Source organism: Halalkalibacter urbisdiaboli, assembly GCF_002156385.1.
In the GTDB taxonomy this organism is placed as follows: Bacteria; Bacillota; Bacilli; order Bacillales; family Bacillaceae_D; genus Halalkalibacter_A; species Halalkalibacter_A urbisdiaboli.
Genome location: NZ_MVJM01000003.1, coordinates 533,201 through 552,336 on the forward strand (window position 1 = coordinate 533,201; position 19,136 = coordinate 552,336).

The following is a 19,136-nucleotide window of genomic DNA, read 5'->3' on the forward strand; positions in this document are numbered from 1 at the left end:
TTTTTCTTAGGTTAAAATTTTCGGGAAATATTACCATATTCTTAGTGCAAAGCAAAAGAATACTTTGTCTGATTTTTTCTTTTATTTTTCACATAGGTAGGCAATAATAAACGATAGTGAATAATTTTGTGTACGAGAGGAGTACGCGCGATGGAGCAAGAAAAACAAGTATTTACAATTGACTGGGCAGGCCGTGAATTAACGGTTGAAACAGGTCAGTTAGCAAAACAAGCAAACGGTGCAGTCCTTGTCCGCTATGGTGATACGGCTGTATTATCAACCGTTACTGCATCAAAGGAACCAAAGGATTTAAATTTTTTCCCGCTAACAGTGAACTATGAAGAAAGACTGTATGCAGCAGGGAAAATTCCTGGAGGTTTTATTAAACGTGAGGGCCGCCCAAGCGAAAAAGCTATTTTAGCGAGTCGTCTCATTGATCGACCAATTCGTCCGCTTTTCCCTGATGGTTTCCGAAACGAAGTTCAAGTGATTAGTATTGTCATGAGTGTTGATCAAAATTGTTCTTCTGAAATGGCTGCTATGTTAGGATCATCTTTGGCACTTTGCATATCAGATATCCCGTTTGATGGACCGATTGCGGGTGTTACCGTTGGACGTAATGAAGAGGGACAATTTATTATTAATCCAACTACCGAGCAACTAGAGCAAAGTGATATTAACCTTGTAGTTGCCGGCACGAAGGATGCCATTAACATGGTTGAGGCTGGAGCGAATGAAGTACCAGAAGAAGTAATGCTTGAAGCGATAATGTTTGGTCATGAAGAAATTAAACGAATGATTGCGTTCCAAGAGGATGTTGCAAAAGCTGTTGGTAAAGAGAAGAAGGAAGTTAGTTTAAAGCAGGTTGATGCAGATCTTGAAGCTGAGATTCGCGGTTTAGCTGAAGCTGATTTAAAAGCAGCTGTTCAAGTTCAAGAAAAGCATGCTCGCCAAGAAGCAATTGATCAAATCAAGGAAAATATTGTTTCACAATATGAAGAGCGTGAGGATATTAGTCTTGGTGACGTAAAAGAAACGTTACAAAAGATTGTAAAAGAAGAGGTTCGTCGTTTAATTACGATTGAAAAGGTTCGTCCCGATGGTCGTGCCATTGATGAAATCCGTCAACTTTCTTCACAAGTGAAATTATTACCACGTACACATGGTTCTGGTTTATTTACTAGAGGTCAAACACAAGCATTAAGTATTTGTACATTGGGTGCACTTGGTGATGTCCAAATTTTAGACGGTCTAGGCATTGAAGAGTCTAAACGTTTTATGCATCATTATAATTTCCCACAATTTAGTGTAGGGGAGACAGGACCTATTCGTGGACCAGGCCGTCGTGAAATTGGACATGGAGCGTTAGGTGAACGTGCATTAGAACCGATTATCCCAAGTGAAAATGATTTCCCTTATACTATTCGTCTTGTTTCAGAGGTGTTAGAATCGAATGGCTCTACATCTCAAGCTAGTATTTGTGCTAGTACCTTAGCAATGATGGATGCCGGAGTTCCTATTAAAGCACCGGTAGCTGGAATTGCAATGGGGCTTGTTAAACAAGATGAACATGTTACTGTATTAACAGATATTCAGGGAATGGAAGATGCGCTAGGAGACATGGATTTTAAAGTAGCAGGTACTGAAGCTGGTATTACAGCTTTGCAAATGGATATCAAAATTTCTGGTATAAATCGCGAAATTTTAGAAGAAGCACTTGCACAAGCAAAACGCGGACGTATGGTTATTTTAGAAAACATGCTATCTTCAATTGGGGAATATCGTCAAGAATTATCGACCTATGCTCCTAAAATCATGACAATGAAAATTAACCCTGATAAAATTCGTGACGTTATTGGGCCGAGCGGTAAAGTAATTAACAAAATCATTGAAGAAACAGGGGTTAAAATTGATATTGAACAAGATGGAACAGTTTATATTTCATCTGTTGACATGAGCATGAACGAAAAAGCTCGAGGAATTATTGAAGATATTGTTCGCGAAGTAGAAGTCGGCCAAACCTACCTCGGAAAAGTTAAACGAATTGAAAAATTCGGTGCATTTGTTGAATTGTTTAAAGGGAAAGATGGACTTGTTCATATTTCTCAACTTGCTGAGGAACGAGTAAATAAAGTTGAGGATGTTGTCAAAATTGGTGATGAAATCGTTGTTCGCGTCACTGAAATTGATAATCAAGGAAGAGTTAATCTTTCACGCAAGGTCATTTTAAAAGAAGAAAAAGAAAGACAAGAACAAAAGTAAGGCGCCGAGACTGGGAACATTGACCAGTCTCTTTTTGATCCATTATGTAGTCTTCTGATAAGTCCTTTAAGTTCTAACCTGTCCATTAACTGCATAGATTGGACTAGATAGAGGAGGGACTCGTCATGAAGAAAGCTTTGATTCATATTTCTATGTTTTGTTGTATTGTGTTACTTACTCTTGGTGCTGTTCAAAATCCGTTCAGTATCCAATATATAGATAGTTTAAAACAAGACAGCGTCACTGTGATGAAAGGAAAAGACCCGCTTTATCAGGAAATTAGTGAACGTGCTACTGAATATGAGCAAAAACCAGTTGATGCTAGGATTGATAAGGTGTGGAAAGCTGTACCTGGTTACAATGGCATTTCAGTTGACGTAGATAAATCGTATGATAAGATGAAGAAGCTTGGAGCATTTGATGGAAATCGTTTAATTTTTAAGGAAACAAGTCCTAGTGTTCATTTAGAGGACTTACCATCATCCCCAATTTATCGTGGGAATGAACAAAAGCCGATGGTAAGTTTTCTTGTAAACGTGGCATGGGGAAATGAATACTTACCTGAAATGTTAAAGGTTATGAAACAATATGAGGTTAAAACAACCTTTTTTCTTGATGGTTCATGGGTTAAAAAGAATCCATCTTTGGCTACAATGATCTTAGAAGAAGGTCATGAAATTGGCAATCACGCTTATTCTCATCCAGATATGAAAACTTTAACACAAGCTAGAATCGATGAAGAATTACAAAAAACAAACGACGTCATTAAAGCTACACTGGATCTTACCCCAAAATGGTTTGCTCCTCCAAGTGGAAGTTATAGCCAAGGTGTTGTGGAGCGTGCCGCCGCTTTTGGCATGAACACTATTCTTTGGTCAGTAGATACCGTTGACTGGAGAAAGCCGCGTCCAGATGACATGGTTACACGTGTTCTTTCAAAGGTCCATAATGGGGCGCTGATTCTCATGCATCCAACTGAACCGACGGCAGCTGGTATGGAGAAGTTAATTAAAGGAATCCAAGAGAAGGGCCTAAAGATTGGTACAGTAAGTGAGGTAATGGATGAGTCACGAATAACCTCGAGTGTGAGTGAAGATGACAATAGGGGGATAGAACTTGATACAGAAAATTGAGTTAGCAAATGGAGTTCGAATCATGACTGAGTCGATCCCAACAGTCAGATCGGTTTCTATCGGTATTTGGGTAGGGACGGGTTCAAGATTTGAAGAGAAGCAGGAAAACGGGATTTCGCATTTTTTAGAACATATGTTTTTTAAAGGGACAGCATCTCGATCGGCAAGTGAGATTGCGGAGTCTTTTGATCGTATTGGCGGTCAAGTTAATGCCTTTACATCAAAGGAGTATACTTGCTATTACGCTAAAGTACTTGACCAGCATGCTTCATATGCAGTCGATGTATTACAAGATATGTTCTTCAATTCAGTATTTGATGAGGCTGAATTAATGAAAGAAAAAAATGTTGTCTTCGAAGAAATAAAAATGGTTGATGATACTCCCGATGACATTGTTCATGATTTATTAAGTGAAGCAACGTATGGTAAACATTCTTTAGGACTCCCGATTTTAGGTACGGTTGAAACGTTAACAGCATTTAATGGAGATTCATTACGGGGCTATATGGATCGGTATTATACTGGGGACTATGTCGTCATTTCGATTGCTGGTAATATCACTGAGGAATTAATTGAAACTGTAAAAGAGACGTTTGCAAAAATCAAGCCGACAACGTATTCACTTGACATGCAAAAGCCATTGTTTTTATCGGATACGGTTGTTAGAAAGAAAGAGACCGAACAAGCTCATGTTTGTTTAGGGTATCCAGGACTACCTGTTGGTGATGAAAATGTTTATGCTCTCGTTTTGTTAAATAATTTATTAGGGGGAAGTATGAGTAGTCGGCTATTTCAAGAAATTCGTGAAGAACGCGGCTTGTGCTACTCAGTCTTCTCTTACCACTCCTCCTATCAAGATAGTGGTATGTTAACGGTGTATGCAGGAACAGCACAGCAGCAACTAGATGAACTACTGAAAGCTGTTCATGAAACAACCCATCACCTTGCAGAAAAGGGGATGACCGAAAAAGAGTTATCTAATGGGAAAGAACAGTTAAAAGGGAACTTAATGCTTAGTCTTGAAAGTACGAACAGCCGAATGAGTCGAAATGGAAAAAATGAGTTACTGTTAAGACATCATCGAACATTAGACGATATGGTCGATGAAATCAATGCAGTATCTTTGGAAAATGTAAATAGTTTAGCAAAGAAAATTCTTGTTGAAAAGCCAGCAGTTTCACTAATTAATTCAACAGGTGAACTCCCTAACACATTACAATAGTTAATAGACTAGTCTCTATATAATAGGGGCTGGTCTATTTTAATTCAGGAGTTCATATACATAAGAAAAAAGGTCAAGGGGGGAAACCAGTGCGATTAAGTGAGATTAGTAATAAAGAAATTATTGATTTTCAAAAAGGGGAAAGACTCGGCATTTTAGGTCAAACGGATTTATTAATTAATGAAGAAACCGGTGAAATTGAAGCTTTTATGATCCCTACGATGAAATGGTTTGGTTTCGGCCGAAAAGAACGAGAGGATTTGGTATATTGGCAACAAATAAAAAAGATAGGTCAAGACATGATTATCATTGATATCGAAAATCAAAACTAAGGCACAGATTTTGAACTGCACCCAATTGTTAGAAACTAACGATTCGTGGTGTAGTTTTTTTTGTCGCAAGTTCGTTCCGGTCGAACAGAAAGAGGTTTAAAGTTAAAAATATAGTTCTATTTTCCTTGAAAAATATTTCGTGAGATTCACCTATTTGCTTACGTTAACATATGCTATCGTGAATCGTTGTTGTTCATCCTTCTGTTTAAATATAAATAGATGGAAAGCTCCTTAAAAGAAAGGGGAAGAACAAATGTTAACAGATAAACATGTCGTCATTATTGGAGGCGATGCGAGGCAACTTGAAATCATTCGCAAGCTCTCTACATTAGATGCAAAAATATCTTTAGTCGGTTTTGAACAATTAGATGATGGGTTTATCGGTGCATCAAAACAAATGATCGACGAGGTTGAATGGCACACGGCAGATGCGATATTGCTTCCGATAAGCGGGATGAACCTAGAAGGAGAAATTGACACGATTTTTTCAAATGAGACATTAAAGCTTACAACGGAACAACTTAAACAAACTCCTGAACATTGTGTTATCTACTCAGGCATTAGCAATAACTGTTTAGATGAAATCACTCAAACATCAAAAAGAAAGCTTGTTAAATTAATGGAGCGAGACGATGTAGCGATCTACAATTCAATACCAACAGCAGAAGGTGCCGTAATGATGGCGATTCAGCATACTGATATTACAATCCACGGAGCAAATGTTGCTATTCTTGGGTTAGGAAGAGTAGGAATGTCTGTGGCACGCACGTTTGATGCATTGGGAGCAAACGTAAAGGTTGGTGCACGTGAATCCCATAACTTGGCTCGAATTACCGAGATGGGCATGAAGCCATTTCATACGTCCGATATTATTGAAGAAATGCGTAATGTCGATTTATGTATTAATACTATTCCTGCCCCTATTGTCTCAGCAAATGTACTGTCAGAGATGCCAATGCATGCCCTCGTCATTGACCTTGCGTCTAAGCCGGGTGGTACTGATTTTCGTTATGCTGAAAAGCGTGGCATTAAAGCATTACTGGCCCCAGGCTTACCTGGAATTGTCGCGCCTAAAACAGCTGGTCAAATTTTAGCAAAGGTATTGGCGACATTATTAAAAGAACAACAGGGCCAAAGAGGAGGAGTATAGTATGTCTTTAAAAGGGAAACATATAGGATTTGGTATTTCGGCTTCTCATTGTACGTATGAAGAGGTCGTTCCTCAAATTGAAAAGTTAGTAGAGCTAGGTGCGAAAGTGACGCCTTTCGTTTCAAGTAATGTGAAGAATACAGATACAAAGTTTGGAACGAGTGCTTACTGGCTAAACCGAATTCAGGAAGTTACAAAAGAGCCAATTGTTGATTCAATCGTAAAAGCAGAGCCATTTGGTCCAAAAACGCCATTAGATTGTATGGTACTCGCGCCGATTACGGGGAATTCAACGAGTAAATTAGCAAATGCACAAACAGATTCGCCCGTTCTAATGGGTGCAAAAGCAACTTTACGAAGCGGAAATCCTGTCGTATTGGGTATATCCACAAATGACGCGTTAGGGTTAAATGGGGTAAACATTATGCGACTAATGGCAACAAAAAATATTTATTTTATCCCTTTTGGTCAAGATGATCCAGTTAAAAAGCCAAACTCTCTTGTGGCTAGAATGGAAGCATTAGTGGATACGGTAGAGTCTGCAATAGCTGGTAAGCAATATCAGCCTGTACTAGTTGAAAAATTCAGAGATTAGCCTTTAAGCCTAGTTGCATAAAAGAAACTTTTCCCTTAAAGTTTAATAGAGGAAAAAACCCGCAACGAGGATTCGACGCACGATGTAGCATAATTGTGCTATAATCGTGTAATCATCCTCGAGATGCGTCTATTAAACTTGTTTATGAACGAAGGGAGAAAACACAATGTCAACATCAACTTATCATGTAGCGGTAGTCGGAGCAACAGGAGCAGTAGGTCAACAAATGTTAAAAACACTTGAGGAACGTGATTTTCCAATTGCAAGTCTTAAACTTTTATCATCTAAACGTTCTGCAGGTAAGAAGATTACATTTAAAGGGAAAGAATATACAGTAGAAGAAGCAACACCGGAAGCATTTGAAGGCGTTCAAGTTGCGTTATTTAGTGCAGGTGGTTCGGTATCAAAGGCTTTAGCACCAGAAGCTGTAAAACGTGGGGCGATTTGCGTTGATAACACAAGTGCATTCCGTATGGACCCTAATGTACCACTCGTAGTACCGGAAGTGAACGAAGCTGACCTTCATAACCATAATGGAATCATTGCAAATCCAAATTGCTCTACTATTCAAATGGTTGCTGCATTAGAACCGATTCGTCAGCAATATGGACTTAAGAAGGTAGTTGTATCAACATACCAAGCAGTTTCGGGTGCAGGGCTTGAAGCTATAAATGAAATGAAGGAACAAACAAAGGCAATTTTAGCAGGTGACGAACCTAAAGCAGACATTCTACCTTGCGGTGCTGATAAAAAGCATTATCAAATCGCATTTAATGCAATTCCGCAAATTGATTTGTTCCAAGACAATGGTTATACATTTGAAGAAATGAAAATGATTAATGAAACAAAAAAAATCATGCACATGGAAGATTTAGAAGTTGCTGCGACATGCGTGCGTTTGCCAATTGAAACAGGGCATTCAGAATCTGTCTATATTGAAACAGAAAAAGGTGGGGCATCTGTTGCAGAAGTAAAAGAATTACTAGCATCAGCACCTGGAATTACACTTGAAGACGATCCAGCCAATCAAATTTATCCAATGGCAGCAAACTGCGTTGGTAAAAACGATGTATTTGTCGGTCGTATTCGTCATGATTTAAATCGTGATAATGGCTATCATATGTGGATCGTTTCAGATAATTTATTAAAGGGTGCAGCATGGAATTCAGTTCAAATTGCTGAGAGCCTAGTAAAGCTAAATCTTCTTAAGTAAGCAAAAGAAGGTGGCCTATGAAAATCGTTGTTCAGAAATTTGGTGGTACGTCGGTAAAAGATGCAAGTGTCCGAAAGAAGGCAGCTGAGCATGTTTTTAAAGCCGTTCAGGATGGTTATAAAGTCATTGTAGTTGTATCGGCTATGGGACGAAAAGGTGACCCTTATGCGACAGATACACTTCTTGGCTTAGTTAATCAAGAGCGTATTTCCAAACGCGAACAAGATCTCTTAATCTCTTGTGGCGAAGTGATTTCGTCTGTTGTGTTTTCAGAGCTTCTTAATGAACTAGGCGTTTCAACATCTGCAGTCACAGGAGCTCAGGCAGGGTTTCGAACGAACGATGACTTTACGAATGCTAAAATAACGGAGATGCGCTGTGAGCACCTAAAGAGACAACTAGAGAAGCAAGACGTAATAGTTGTTGCTGGTTTTCAAGGTCAGACAGAAACAGGTGAGATAACAACGCTCGGACGTGGTGGCAGTGATACTTCTGCTACTGCGCTAGGAGCGGCTGTTGATGCAGAGTGGGTTGATATTTTCACTGACGTGGAAGGAATTATGACTGCGGACCCAAGTATTGTATCGGATGCATCCCCCTTAGATACAATGACCTATACTGAGGTTTCGAATATGGCTTATCAGGGGGCTAAAGTCGTTCACCCTCGAGCTGTTGAAATAGCAATGCAAGCGAATATTCCCATTAGAATTCGGTCCACAAACTCCGATAAAAAAGGAACACTTGTAACCTCAATGTTAACAGAAAAAACAGAACGGCAGGTTCGTGACCGACTTGTTACAGGAATTGCCCATCTTGAGAACATTACACAAATTAAAGTGTACGCAAAGGATGGGCAATTTGATTTGCAAGAAAAGGTATTCAAATCGATGGCAACTGCGGGGATTAGTGTTGATTTCATTAATATGAATCCTCATGGAGTCGTTTACACGGTCGCTGACGAGGTAGCAGATAAGGCAATAAGCATTTTAACTAGTATGGGTTATTCTCCGGAGGTTCAACGGCATTGCGCAAAAGTATCAACTATTGGAGCAGGAATGGCTGGAGTACCAGGAGTAACAGCACAAATTGTTGGTGCCTTGGCTAAAAACAACATTCAGATTCTTCAATCAGCAGATTCTCATACAACGATATGGGTGTTAGTGAAAAGAGATGATATGAAAAAAGCTGTAAATGCTCTCCATCAATTGTTTCACCTTGAAGAGGTAGGTCAGCATCAGAGAAAGAACATCAAACCCTCGTAAGGAGTTGAGCAATCATGGATTTTGGCCATATTAGTACAGCGATGGTCACTCCGTTTGATACGAGAGGGAACATCGACCTTGAAAAGACAAAACAGCTTATTGATTATTTAATTGCAAATGGAACGGAGTCACTAATTATTGCTGGAACAACAGGGGAGTCCCCAACAATTTCTGTCCAAGAAAAATTAACTCTGTTCCGTCTTGCGGTAGAACATGTAAAGAAAAGAGTTCCTGTCATCGTAGGAACGGGAAGCAACAATACAGAAGCATCCATTGAGTTAACTAAGAAGGCAACGGAAATTGGAGTAGATGGGATTTTACTCGTTGCTCCATACTATAACAAGCCATCACAAAAAGGTATATATACTCATTTTAAAGAAATCGCAGCCGTTACTCATTTACCGATTATGCTCTACAACATTCCAGGTAGAACAGGTGTAAACATGACTGCAGAAACGACCATTGCCTTATCACAAATTCCTAACATTGTAGCAATGAAGGAAGCGAGTGGTGATTTAGAGCAAATGGCAACAATTATAGAGAGTACAGCTGAGCATTTTAAGGTATATAGTGGGGATGATTCACTTACATTACTAAGTCTTGCAATTGGTTCAGCTGGAGTTGTTTCCGTTGCTGCCCATGTCATTGGAAATGAGATGCAAACAATGATTCAATCCTTTCTTAAAGGCGATATATCAAAGGCGGCAGCATTACATCGCCAGCTATTACCGATTATGAAAGGGATGTTTATTGCACCAAACCCAACGAGTGTAAAATATGCTCTATCTTTAAAAGGCATGAATGTCGGTGATGTAAGATTACCATTGATTCCATTAACATCAGCTGAGAAAAAACAGGTAGAAGCGTTATTTAATAAATAAAAGCCAATCCAGCCAATCCAATCTGGATTGGCTTTTTTTATAGGCGGACGCAGTACGCCGACAGCCGAGCGAAGGGAAGGGAGTATTTAAATGTGAAATAGATAATAACGTAAATGTAAAAAAAATTCATTCTTAATATGACTAATAAATCCATGAGTTTCCTGAGTTACATCCGTTTGGAAAATATGTTCTAACAAGCTATGTAGGAAGTTGAGTCTTGTGTTTCATTTAAACAATAAGGTATACTTGATTCAAGTGATTGTTCGGGTTGTTGCATGAAATTATAAATTACGCTTAATTAAGTTTTTTGAAACCATCTAGCCAAGGGATGCGTTGAAAAAAAGTATACCAGCGTTTTCCAAGGAGAAAACGTTTAATTCGATATGGCTATTTAGCAGAGAAATAGGAGGAACGTCAATTGTCAAAGCAACAAACAGAAAAAGTACGTGTTTTTGCGTTAGGTGGAGTCGGAGAAATCGGTAAAAACATGTACGTAATAGAAGTGGATGAGGATATCTTAGTCGTCGATTCTGGATTAATGTTTCCTGATGATGACATGTTAGGTGTTGATATTGTCATTCCAGATGTATCATACCTTGTTGAACAGCAGGACCGGGTTAAAGGAATCATTCTTACTCATGGTCATGAAGACCATATTGGAGGTCTAGCTTACGTACTAAAAAAAATAAACGTACCAGTGTACGGTACAAAATTAACCCTTGGCTTAGTCGAAGAAAAATTAAAAGAGGCAGGTTTGTTTCGCTCAACGACGTTGAAACTGATTGATGCAAATTCACGTATCAAGATTGGTTCAACAGGAGTTTCATTCTTTCGAACTAATCATAGTATTCCTGATTCTGTTGGTGTATGTATTGACACGTCCCAAGGGGCGGTTGTTCACACTGGAGATTTTAAATTTGACCAAACACCAGTTGATGGTAAACAAGCTGATATCGGAAAAATGGCAGCAATCGGTCACCGTGGAGTGCTCTGTTTGTTATCAGATAGTACAAACGCTGAACGCCCTGGTACAACACTTTCGGAAACAAAAGTAGGACAAGGGATAATGGATGTTGTTGACCAAACGGAAGACCGAATTATTATTACAACCTTTGCTTCAAATGTTCACCGTATACAACAAGTGATTCATGCTGCTGAAAAAGCAAAAAGAAAGCTAGTTGTTGTAGGGAAAAGTATGGTTCGTGTTATTACGATTGCTACAAAATTAGGCTATTTAAAGGCACCAGACAACTTAATTATTGAAATGGATGAAATGAGTAAGTACAAAAATAATCAGCTGATTATATTAACGACGGGTAGTCAAGGTGAATCTATGTCTGCATTAACGCGGATGGCTAAAGGGGCCCATCGTCAAATTACGATTACCTCTGATGATACAGTTATTATTGCTGCAAGTGCGATTCCTGGAAACGAAAAGCCTGTTTCTGCTATTATTGATCGTTTGCACCGAATTGGAGCAAATGTTGTTTATGGACAAGCAAAGGTTCATGCATCTGGGCATGGTAGTGCTGAGGAGTTAATGCTCATGCTTAATCTTATGAAGCCGAAATTTTTTATACCGATTCATGGTGAGTTTAGAATGCAACATGCCCACCGTGACTTGGCAATTAAGGTTGGGATAAAAGAGGAGCGAATTTTTCTTGTTGATAAAGGAGAAGTCATTGAATTTACGAATGGCCAAGGCCGCCGAGGTGGAAAGGTTCCATCAGGTAATGTACTAATTGACGGTCTCGGTGTAGGTGATGTTGGAAACATTGTCTTACGTGATCGAAGACTTCTTTCTAAAGATGGAATATTGGTTGTTGTGGTAACCTTAAATAAAAAAGACGGCTCGATTATCTCAGGTCCAAATATTATTTCAAGGGGATTTGTTTACGTTCGAGAATCAGAAAAATTGCTAGAAGATGCCAATGAACTCGTGAGTGATATTTTAAAAAAATGTGTAACAGAGAATGTTAACGAGTGGTCTTCTTTAAAAAGTAATGTTAGGGAAGGTCTAAGCCGTTTTCTTTTCGAAAAAACAAAGCGTCGTCCAATGATTTTACCGATTATTATGGAAGTTTAGAAATAGTATGAAGTATGATAGCCGAGCAGATTAGCTCGGCTTTTTTTATATGAGGAACGTGGAACAGTTACAGGAGTTTAAGGAAAATTTTCTATTCGTAGAATGTTTAGGTTAGCTATCGTTCATACTAGTTTAAGACACAACTGAAGGAGGACGTGACGTATGTTCATGGACAACCCTAATACGGGGCAGCCTTCTGCTCCTGAACAGCCAAAAAAAGAACAAAAAGGTTCTGGTATTTTAGACAAGATTCAAGAACTGGGACAGACAAATGTACCGGATATGGACCAATCAAACATTCACTGTATGACAGTAGTAGGTCAAATTGAAGGGCATATGCAATTACCACCACAAAATAAAACAACAAAATATGAGCATCTAATTCCTCAATTAGTTGCCGCAGAGCAAAATCCAAAAATAGAGGGTCTGTTATTAATCCTTAATACTGTCGGGGGAGACGTCGAAGCAGGATTAGCTATTTCTGAAATGGTTTCCTCTATGTCAAAGCCGACGGTATCCTTAGTCTTAGGTGGGGGACATTCTATTGGTGTACCAATTGCTGTAGCCTCAAATTATTCTTTCATTGCTGAGACCGCTACAATGACCATTCATCCGGTTCGTTTAACCGGACTTGTTATTGGTGTACCTCAAACCTTTGAATACCTTGATAAAATGCAAGAACGAGTTATTAATTTCGTTACAAAGCATTCATCTATCTCCGAGGAGAAATTTAAGGAGTTAATGTTATCAAAAGGAAATTTAACAAGGGATATTGGTACAAACGTTGTTGGAACAGATGCAGTGGAATACGGTTTAATCAATGAGGTTGGTGGAATTGGTCAAGCACTCAAAAAGTTAAATGAGTTGATTGAAGAACATCGAAGAGCTCAAGGAGAGATCATGCAATGATTTTATATACGATGATGCCTCATGAAATGATATTCCCTCAGGAAGAACAAGCATATTCGACTTATCAAACAATCCCATGTGAGGATGGTCAGCTAATCGTTGAACAATTAAATGCTTCACAATATAAAGTTGTTCGTTTAATAAGTGGAAACCCAATGAATTATTTAAATAAAAATTACACACCGGGTACAATTATTCAAGCGAAACCTCAACTTTAACAATGAAGGAAGGCATTGTCTTATGCTATAATGGATTCCATCCAAGGGTGGTTAAAGCAGCCAATTTTGGCTGCTTCTTAAATTTGTAAAGTAGTAGAGGGTGAACCGAAATGGTAAGACGAAAGAAAAAAAAGAAAACAGAGTGGAAATCGCAACTCACCTATGAACTAATTGGTCTGTGTCTATTAGTTTTAGCAGTTGTGACACTTGCAAGGTTAGGGACAGTTGGTGAAACGTTTGTTAGGTTATTTCGTTTTTTCCTAGGTGAATGGTTTATCATGATGGCCCTCGGATTACTCTTTATATCCATTTACATTATGGTTAAAAGGCAAAAGCCGAAACTTTGGTCGAGAAAAATCTCTGGTTTTTATGTCATTCTTTTATCCTTAGTGCTGTTTAGTCATGTCGGGTTATTTCATAATTTAAATCGTCACGAAGGGTTTGAGGATCAGTCTGTTATTCGTAACACATGGAATCTTTATTGGATGGAAATGCGGGGGGAAGTTCCGCCAACCGATTTGGGTGGAGGGATGATTGGCTCTCTAGCCTTTGCAGTTAGTCACTTTCTTTTTGCAGAGCCAGGTACATACTTTTTAAGTTTTATCTTATTTATTATTGGTGGTATCTTAATTACAGGTCGCTCGATAACGGAGATAATTGGAAAGCTGATACGTAAATGCTATGTATTTATTGTAGATACCATTGTACTTTTAAAAGAGGAGCTTGCTCAGATAAAAGAACGGACAAAAGAGCGAATTAGAGAAGAGAAAGAAGCTCATAAACTTCGTAAAAAACAACAGCAGGAAAAACGGAGCGATGAAAAAATTCTTAAAGCGGAAGAGGAACAAGAACAAGCGTCTGTTGAGCCTGAGATTGTTGATTTTTCTCAAAAGGCTTATTCAACTCCACCACAGCAGTCTAATAAAGCTCCTAATAAAAATGAGCCCAAAACGGGTGAGACAAAAGAGGAGAGGGTTACGAAAGAAAACGAAGACTCTACGGATGTACAAGCTCCTCTTGTAACGGCTGAAACAAATGAAGCTTACAAATTGCCTAGTGTTCGATTATTGAAATTACCTAATAATTCTGGGCAGTATAATGAGAAGCAGCAGCTCACTTCAAATGCTCGGAAGCTTGAACAGACGCTTGAGAGCTTTGGAGTAAAAGCGAAAGTTTCAAAGGTTCATTTAGGGCCTGCGGTTACAAAATATGAAGTAAATCCGAATGTTGGTGTAAAGGTAAGTAAAATTGTTAACCTATCTGATGATTTAGCATTAGCACTTGCAGCAAAGGATATCCGGATAGAAGCTCCAATTCCAGGTAAATCTGCAATCGGAATTGAAGTGCCAAATCAAGAGGTGGCAATTGTTACGTTACGTGAGGTATTAGATTCGCCGGAGTCTGAGCAGGAAGCGAATGTCCTAGCCGTTGGATTGGGAAGAGATATTTCCGGAGAGCCGGTATTAGCGCATTTAAATAAAATGCCTCATTTACTCGTTGCGGGTGCAACCGGTAGCGGGAAAAGTGTATGTATTAATGGTATTATTACGAGCATTTTATTAAAAGCAAAGCCCCATGAAGTGAAATTAATGATGATTGATCCGAAAATGGTTGAATTAAATGTTTACAATGGTATTCCTCACCTTTTAACACCAGTTGTAACAGAGCCAAAGCGGGCGTCTCAAGCACTTAAAAAGGTTGTTGCTGAAATGGAGCGAAGGTATGATTTATTTTCACATACCGGTACTAGAAATATCGAAGGGTACAATGAACTAGTTAGAAGGGAAAACGCAAAAGCTGAAGCGAAGCAACCTGAGTTACCGTATATTATCGTAATTGTTGATGAGCTTGCGGATTTAATGATGGTCGCTTCTGGTGATGTTGAGGATTCCATTGCGCGCCTTGCTCAAATGGCACGTGCTGCTGGAATACATATGATTATTGCTACACAACGTCCTTCAGTTGATGTAATTACTGGAGTTATTAAAGCGAATATTCCATCTAGGATAGCGTTTGGCGTATCTTCGCAGACTGATTCAAGAACAATTTTAGACTCAGGGGGCGCCGAAAAGCTTCTAGGAAGAGGGGACATGCTCTATTTACCAATGGGGGCAACGAAACCAACCCGAATTCAAGGTGCATTCCTTTCCGATGACGAAGTAGAAGAAGTGGTGAATTATGTGATTTCTCAGCAGAAAGCAACTTATCAAGAAGAAATGACGCCTTCTTCAGAGCCGGAAATAAAAGAAGAAGTTAATGATGATTTGTATGATTCCGCCGTTGAGCTTGTAATGGAAATGAATACAGCATCAGTCTCTATGCTTCAACGCCGCTTTCGGATTGGTTATGCTCGAGCTGCAAGGCTTATTGATGAAATGGAGTTAAGAGGCATTGTCGGTCCATATGAGGGTAGTAAACCTAGAGAAGTGTTAGTACAAAAACCTGTTGATGATGAGGCATCCTCTTCGTAAAAGAAAAGGAATGGGGGTTGGTAAAGTGATGAGCACGGAGCAGCAACCTTTATACTTACAAATAATCGACAAATTAAAAAAGGACATTGAGGACGAAGTATATAAAGCAGGAGAAAAGCTTCCTTCTGAATACGAATTATCAAAACAATTTAATGTTAGTCGTGCGACGTTAAGAGAATCTCTCCGACAATTGGAGGAGGAAGGGGTTGTGATTCGCCGTCACGGTGTTGGTACGTTTGTTCACACAAAACCTCTTTTCACTTCAGGAATTGAAGAATTGTATAGTGTGACAGACATGATTAATAGTGCCAACATGAAACCTGGGACGATTTTTCTATCGTCTGTGTTCAGAGACGCTAGTGAAGAGGACGCTCGTCGGTTTCAAAGAAACAACCTTGAAAAAATTATGGAAATGGAAAGAGTGAGAACAGCGGATGGTATTCCTTTTGTTTACTGTCTTGACCGGATTCCGAGCAATCTTGTTGAACATTATTCAATCCATGAAGCAAAATCTTTATTTCGTTTTTTAGAGGAAAATGGACATTCGATTGCCTACGCGATTACGTATATTGAACCGATTGGTTTTCATGAGAAGATTTCTGAACTTCTAGAAAGCGAACCAGAAACAACGTTGCTATTACTTAGACAAACTCATTATGATGAAATGGACACGCCGCTTTTATACTCTTTAAATTACTTTCGTGCTGATAAATTTAAATTCCACGTAGTAAGACGGCGAATGAAAGCATAACCTAAGATGTCGCAAATAACCTAAATTAAAGAACGGTTGTCGAATGTTATGAAAAAGGAGATGATTGATGTGAAAGGTTTAGTAGAACAAAACCATCAGCTACCTGGTATGCATGTGCATACTATTCAAACAGATAAATTTAAAACAAATACACTTGTTTTAATGCTTAAAGCACCTTTGACAAAAGAAACTGTTGCAAAGCGTGCTCTACTTCCTCAAATACTACAAAGCAGTACGGCAAAGTCCCCGATTCGTAAAGAGTTTCGCGAGCGGTTAGATGCGCTTTATGGGGCTATGCTTTCGACCGATGTCCAAAAAAAAGGTGAACAGCATGTCATTTCAATTCGTCTTGATATTGCAAATGAGCGTTTTTTATCTGATACCACTCCTTTGTTCCATCAAGCGATTGAACTACTAGGTGAGGTATTTCTTGAACCTAAAGTAGAAGAAAAGGGGTTTTCTCCTTCTACTGTTGAAAATGAAAAACGTGCTTTAAAGCAGAGAATTCAATCTGTTTATGATGATAAAATGCGTTATGCAAATATGAGAATAACGGAAGAAATGTGTAAAAATGAACCTTTTGGCTTAACTGCTTTTGGCGACGAAGAACAAGTAGATACCATCTCTCCGGAATCATTATATGAATATTATCAAGAATTATTAAAGACAGACAGAATTGATTTATATATGGTTGGTGCGATTAACGAGGAAAATGCTATAAAGAAAGTGGAAGAAGTCTTTTCAAAGCTTGCTCCTCGAGGCAATGAGGTAGATTCATTAGCAAGTACTCCTAGTCCAGAGGTTCAACAAGAAAACATCGTTCATGAGGAGCAGGATGTAAAGCAAGGAAAACTTCATATAGGGTTCCGCACGTACACAACTTATGCAGACGATGATTACGTTGCAATGCAGGTTTGCAATGGGCTATTTGGTGGTTTTTCACACTCAAAATTATTTATAAATGTACGTGAAAAAGAGAGTCTTGCTTATTATGCGGCATCGAGGTATGAAAGTCATAAAGGGATTTTGATGGTAATGTCAGGGATTGAATTTTCAAAGTACGAACGCGCTGTTACGATTATTAAAGAACAGCTAGCTGCGATGCAATCAGGTGATTTTACTAAAAAAGAAGTAGAGCAAACGAAAGCAATGTTGAAAAATCAAATACTCGAAACTGTTGATGTAGCAAGAGGGCATGTGGAGATTTCATACCACCAGATTGTAAGTGGTCATACACGTTCTTTAAATGATTGGTTAGAGGAAATTGATGCCGTTACAAAGGAAGATATTGAGCGGGTAGCCCAAAAAATCAAACTTGATACTGTCTACTTTCTAAAAGGTAAGGAGGAGAGTAAATGAAGCCAGTAAATTTTCAGCAATTAGAGGAAACGTTATATCATGAACAATTAGAAAACGGCTTAGATGTGTATATCTTACCAAAAGAAGGGTTTAATAAAACCTTTGCAACATTTACAACAAAATATGGTTCAATAGATAATCGTTTCGTTCCGCTTGGGGAAAAAGACCCTATCCACGTTCCCGATGGGATTGCCCATTTTTTAGAGCATAAAATGTTTGAAGATGAGCATGGCGATGTCTTTCAGGATTTTAGTAAGCAGGGAGCATCAGCAAATGCATTTACAAGTTTTACTCGAACAGCTTATCTGTTTTCAAGTACATCAAATGTAGAGCAAAATTTAGAAACGTTAATGGATTTTGTTCAGCATCCTTATTTTACAGAAGAAAGTGTAGAAAAAGAAAAGGGAATTATCGGTCAAGAAATTACGATGTATGATGATAATCCGGATTGGCGGGCATATTTTGGGGTTATTGATAACATGTACGAAAAGCATCCTGTTAAAATTGACATAGCTGGTACAATTGATTCAATTGCTAATATTACGAAGGATTTGTTGTATACATGTTATGAAACGTTTTATCATCCAAATAATATGTTGCTTTTCGTTGTTGGACCGGTAGACCCAGAAAAAATTATGCAACAAATCAAAGAGAATCAAGGAAAAAAAACCTTTGCAGAACCTCAAAATATTGAGCGTTTTTTTGATGACGAACCCGAGCAAGTTGCTAAGAAACATCATGTTATCCATATGCCTGTGCAAACACCAAAATGCTTAGTGGGTTTTAAGGAAAAGAACACGACTCTACAAGGGCAAGAGTTATTAAAACATGAACTTGCTTTAAATGTATTGCTTGACTTAATGTTTGGGCAAAGCTCAGAAAATTATCAAACCTTATTTAATGAAGGGATTATCGACGATTCATTTTCATTTGATTATTCTGCCGAATATGGGTTTGGGTTTACTGTCATAGGTGGGGACACTAAACACCCAGATAAATTAGCTCAAAGAGTAGAAGAAATGGTAAAATCATTTACGCAGAAGCCGTTAGTACAAGAAGATATCGAACGTGCCATTAAAAAGAAAATTGGTTCATTCTTACGATCATTAAACTCACCAGAGTATATTGCGAATCAATTTACGAGGTATCAATTTAATAACATGAATTTATTTGATGTTGTACCTACGCTTGAAGCCTTGACACTCGACTACTTAGAAGAGGTAATGAAAGGGCATTTTGATTTTAACCGATTTACGGTTTGCCAAGTAAAAGCAGAGGGATATGAACAATAA

General features: G+C 38.6%; 16 protein-coding genes. All 16 read left to right on the forward strand.

Translation table 11 applies throughout. The features are described 5' to 3' along the window. The first annotated feature begins 150 nt into the window (after window positions 1-150). The 16 genes from pnp to yfmH all read left to right on the forward strand — a co-directional run bounded on the left by pnp (window position 151) and on the right by yfmH (window position 19,136). Complete coding sequence (pnp, locus tag B1R93_RS16945) at window positions 151-2,262, forward strand: polyribonucleotide nucleotidyltransferase (protein WP_088105136.1); 2,112 nt, start codon at window positions 151-153, stop codon at window positions 2,260-2,262. Between the two features lie 125 nt (window positions 2,263-2,387). After that, window positions 2,388-3,395 (forward strand): polysaccharide deacetylase family protein, encoded by a 1,008-nt coding sequence (locus B1R93_RS16950; RefSeq protein WP_088105137.1) that lies wholly within the window; start codon window positions 2,388-2,390, stop codon window positions 3,393-3,395. Then, the gene (locus tag B1R93_RS16955) at window positions 3,379-4,617 is read left to right on the forward strand and encodes a M16 family metallopeptidase (RefSeq protein ID WP_088105138.1); all 1,239 of its coding nucleotides are present in this window, start codon (window positions 3,379-3,381) and stop codon (window positions 4,615-4,617) included. Before B1R93_RS16950 ends, B1R93_RS16955 begins: the two co-directional genes overlap by 17 nt. Before the next feature lie 89 nt (window positions 4,618-4,706). Next, a complete protein-coding gene (locus B1R93_RS16960) occupies window positions 4,707-4,949 on the forward strand; it encodes a YlmC/YmxH family sporulation protein (protein WP_088105139.1) in 243 nt (80 codons plus the stop codon). A 253-nt stretch (window positions 4,950-5,202) separates the two neighbouring features. After that, the gene (gene dpaA, locus B1R93_RS16965; RefSeq protein ID WP_088105140.1) at window positions 5,203-6,099 is read left to right on the forward strand and encodes a dipicolinic acid synthetase subunit A; all 897 of its coding nucleotides are present in this window, start codon (window positions 5,203-5,205) and stop codon (window positions 6,097-6,099) included. A gap of 1 nt (window position 6,100) precedes the next feature. Continuing rightward, complete coding sequence (locus B1R93_RS16970; RefSeq protein ID WP_088105141.1) at window positions 6,101-6,694, forward strand: dipicolinate synthase subunit B; 594 nt, start codon at window positions 6,101-6,103, stop codon at window positions 6,692-6,694. Window positions 6,695-6,860: 166 nt separating this feature from the next. Beyond that, entirely contained in the window at window positions 6,861-7,907 is a 1,047-nt protein-coding gene (gene asd, locus B1R93_RS16975) for an aspartate-semialdehyde dehydrogenase (protein WP_088105142.1), read from the forward strand. A gap of 17 nt (window positions 7,908-7,924) precedes the next feature. After that, the gene (gene dapG / locus B1R93_RS16980; RefSeq protein ID WP_088105143.1) at window positions 7,925-9,169 is read left to right on the forward strand and encodes an aspartate kinase; all 1,245 of its coding nucleotides are present in this window, start codon (window positions 7,925-7,927) and stop codon (window positions 9,167-9,169) included. 11 nt (window positions 9,170-9,180) lie between these two features. Then, a complete protein-coding gene (dapA, locus tag B1R93_RS16985) occupies window positions 9,181-10,050 on the forward strand; it encodes a 4-hydroxy-tetrahydrodipicolinate synthase (protein WP_088105144.1) in 870 nt (289 codons plus the stop codon). A 418-nt stretch (window positions 10,051-10,468) separates the two neighbouring features. Then, window positions 10,469-12,136, forward strand: a complete 1,668-nt coding sequence (locus tag B1R93_RS16990; protein ID WP_088105145.1) for a ribonuclease J — start codon at window positions 10,469-10,471, stop codon at window positions 12,134-12,136. Window positions 12,137-12,298: 162 nt separating this feature from the next. Continuing rightward, entirely contained in the window at window positions 12,299-13,045 is a 747-nt protein-coding gene (locus tag B1R93_RS16995) for a ClpP family protease (RefSeq protein ID WP_088105146.1), read from the forward strand. Further along, on the forward strand, window positions 13,042-13,263 hold the full coding sequence (locus B1R93_RS17000) for a YlzJ-like family protein (protein ID WP_088105147.1): 222 nt from the start codon (window positions 13,042-13,044) through the stop codon (window positions 13,261-13,263). Before B1R93_RS16995 ends, B1R93_RS17000 begins: the two co-directional genes overlap by 4 nt. A 110-nt stretch (window positions 13,264-13,373) precedes the next feature. Beyond that, entirely contained in the window at window positions 13,374-15,734 is a 2,361-nt protein-coding gene (locus tag B1R93_RS17005; RefSeq protein ID WP_088105148.1) for a DNA translocase FtsK, read from the forward strand. A 28-nt stretch (window positions 15,735-15,762) separates the two neighbouring features. Beyond that, window positions 15,763-16,485 carry a GntR family transcriptional regulator gene (locus B1R93_RS17010; protein ID WP_088105671.1) on the forward strand — a complete coding sequence of 241 codons (723 nt, stop codon included), beginning with the start codon at window positions 15,763-15,765 and terminating at the stop codon, window positions 16,483-16,485. A gap of 69 nt (window positions 16,486-16,554) precedes the next feature. After that, a complete protein-coding gene (yfmF, locus tag B1R93_RS17015) occupies window positions 16,555-17,844 on the forward strand; it encodes an EF-P 5-aminopentanol modification-associated protein YfmF (protein ID WP_425348970.1) in 1,290 nt (429 codons plus the stop codon). After that, complete coding sequence (gene yfmH / locus B1R93_RS17020; RefSeq protein ID WP_088105149.1) at window positions 17,841-19,136, forward strand: EF-P 5-aminopentanol modification-associated protein YfmH; 1,296 nt, start codon at window positions 17,841-17,843, stop codon at window positions 19,134-19,136. Before yfmF ends, yfmH begins: the two co-directional genes overlap by 4 nt.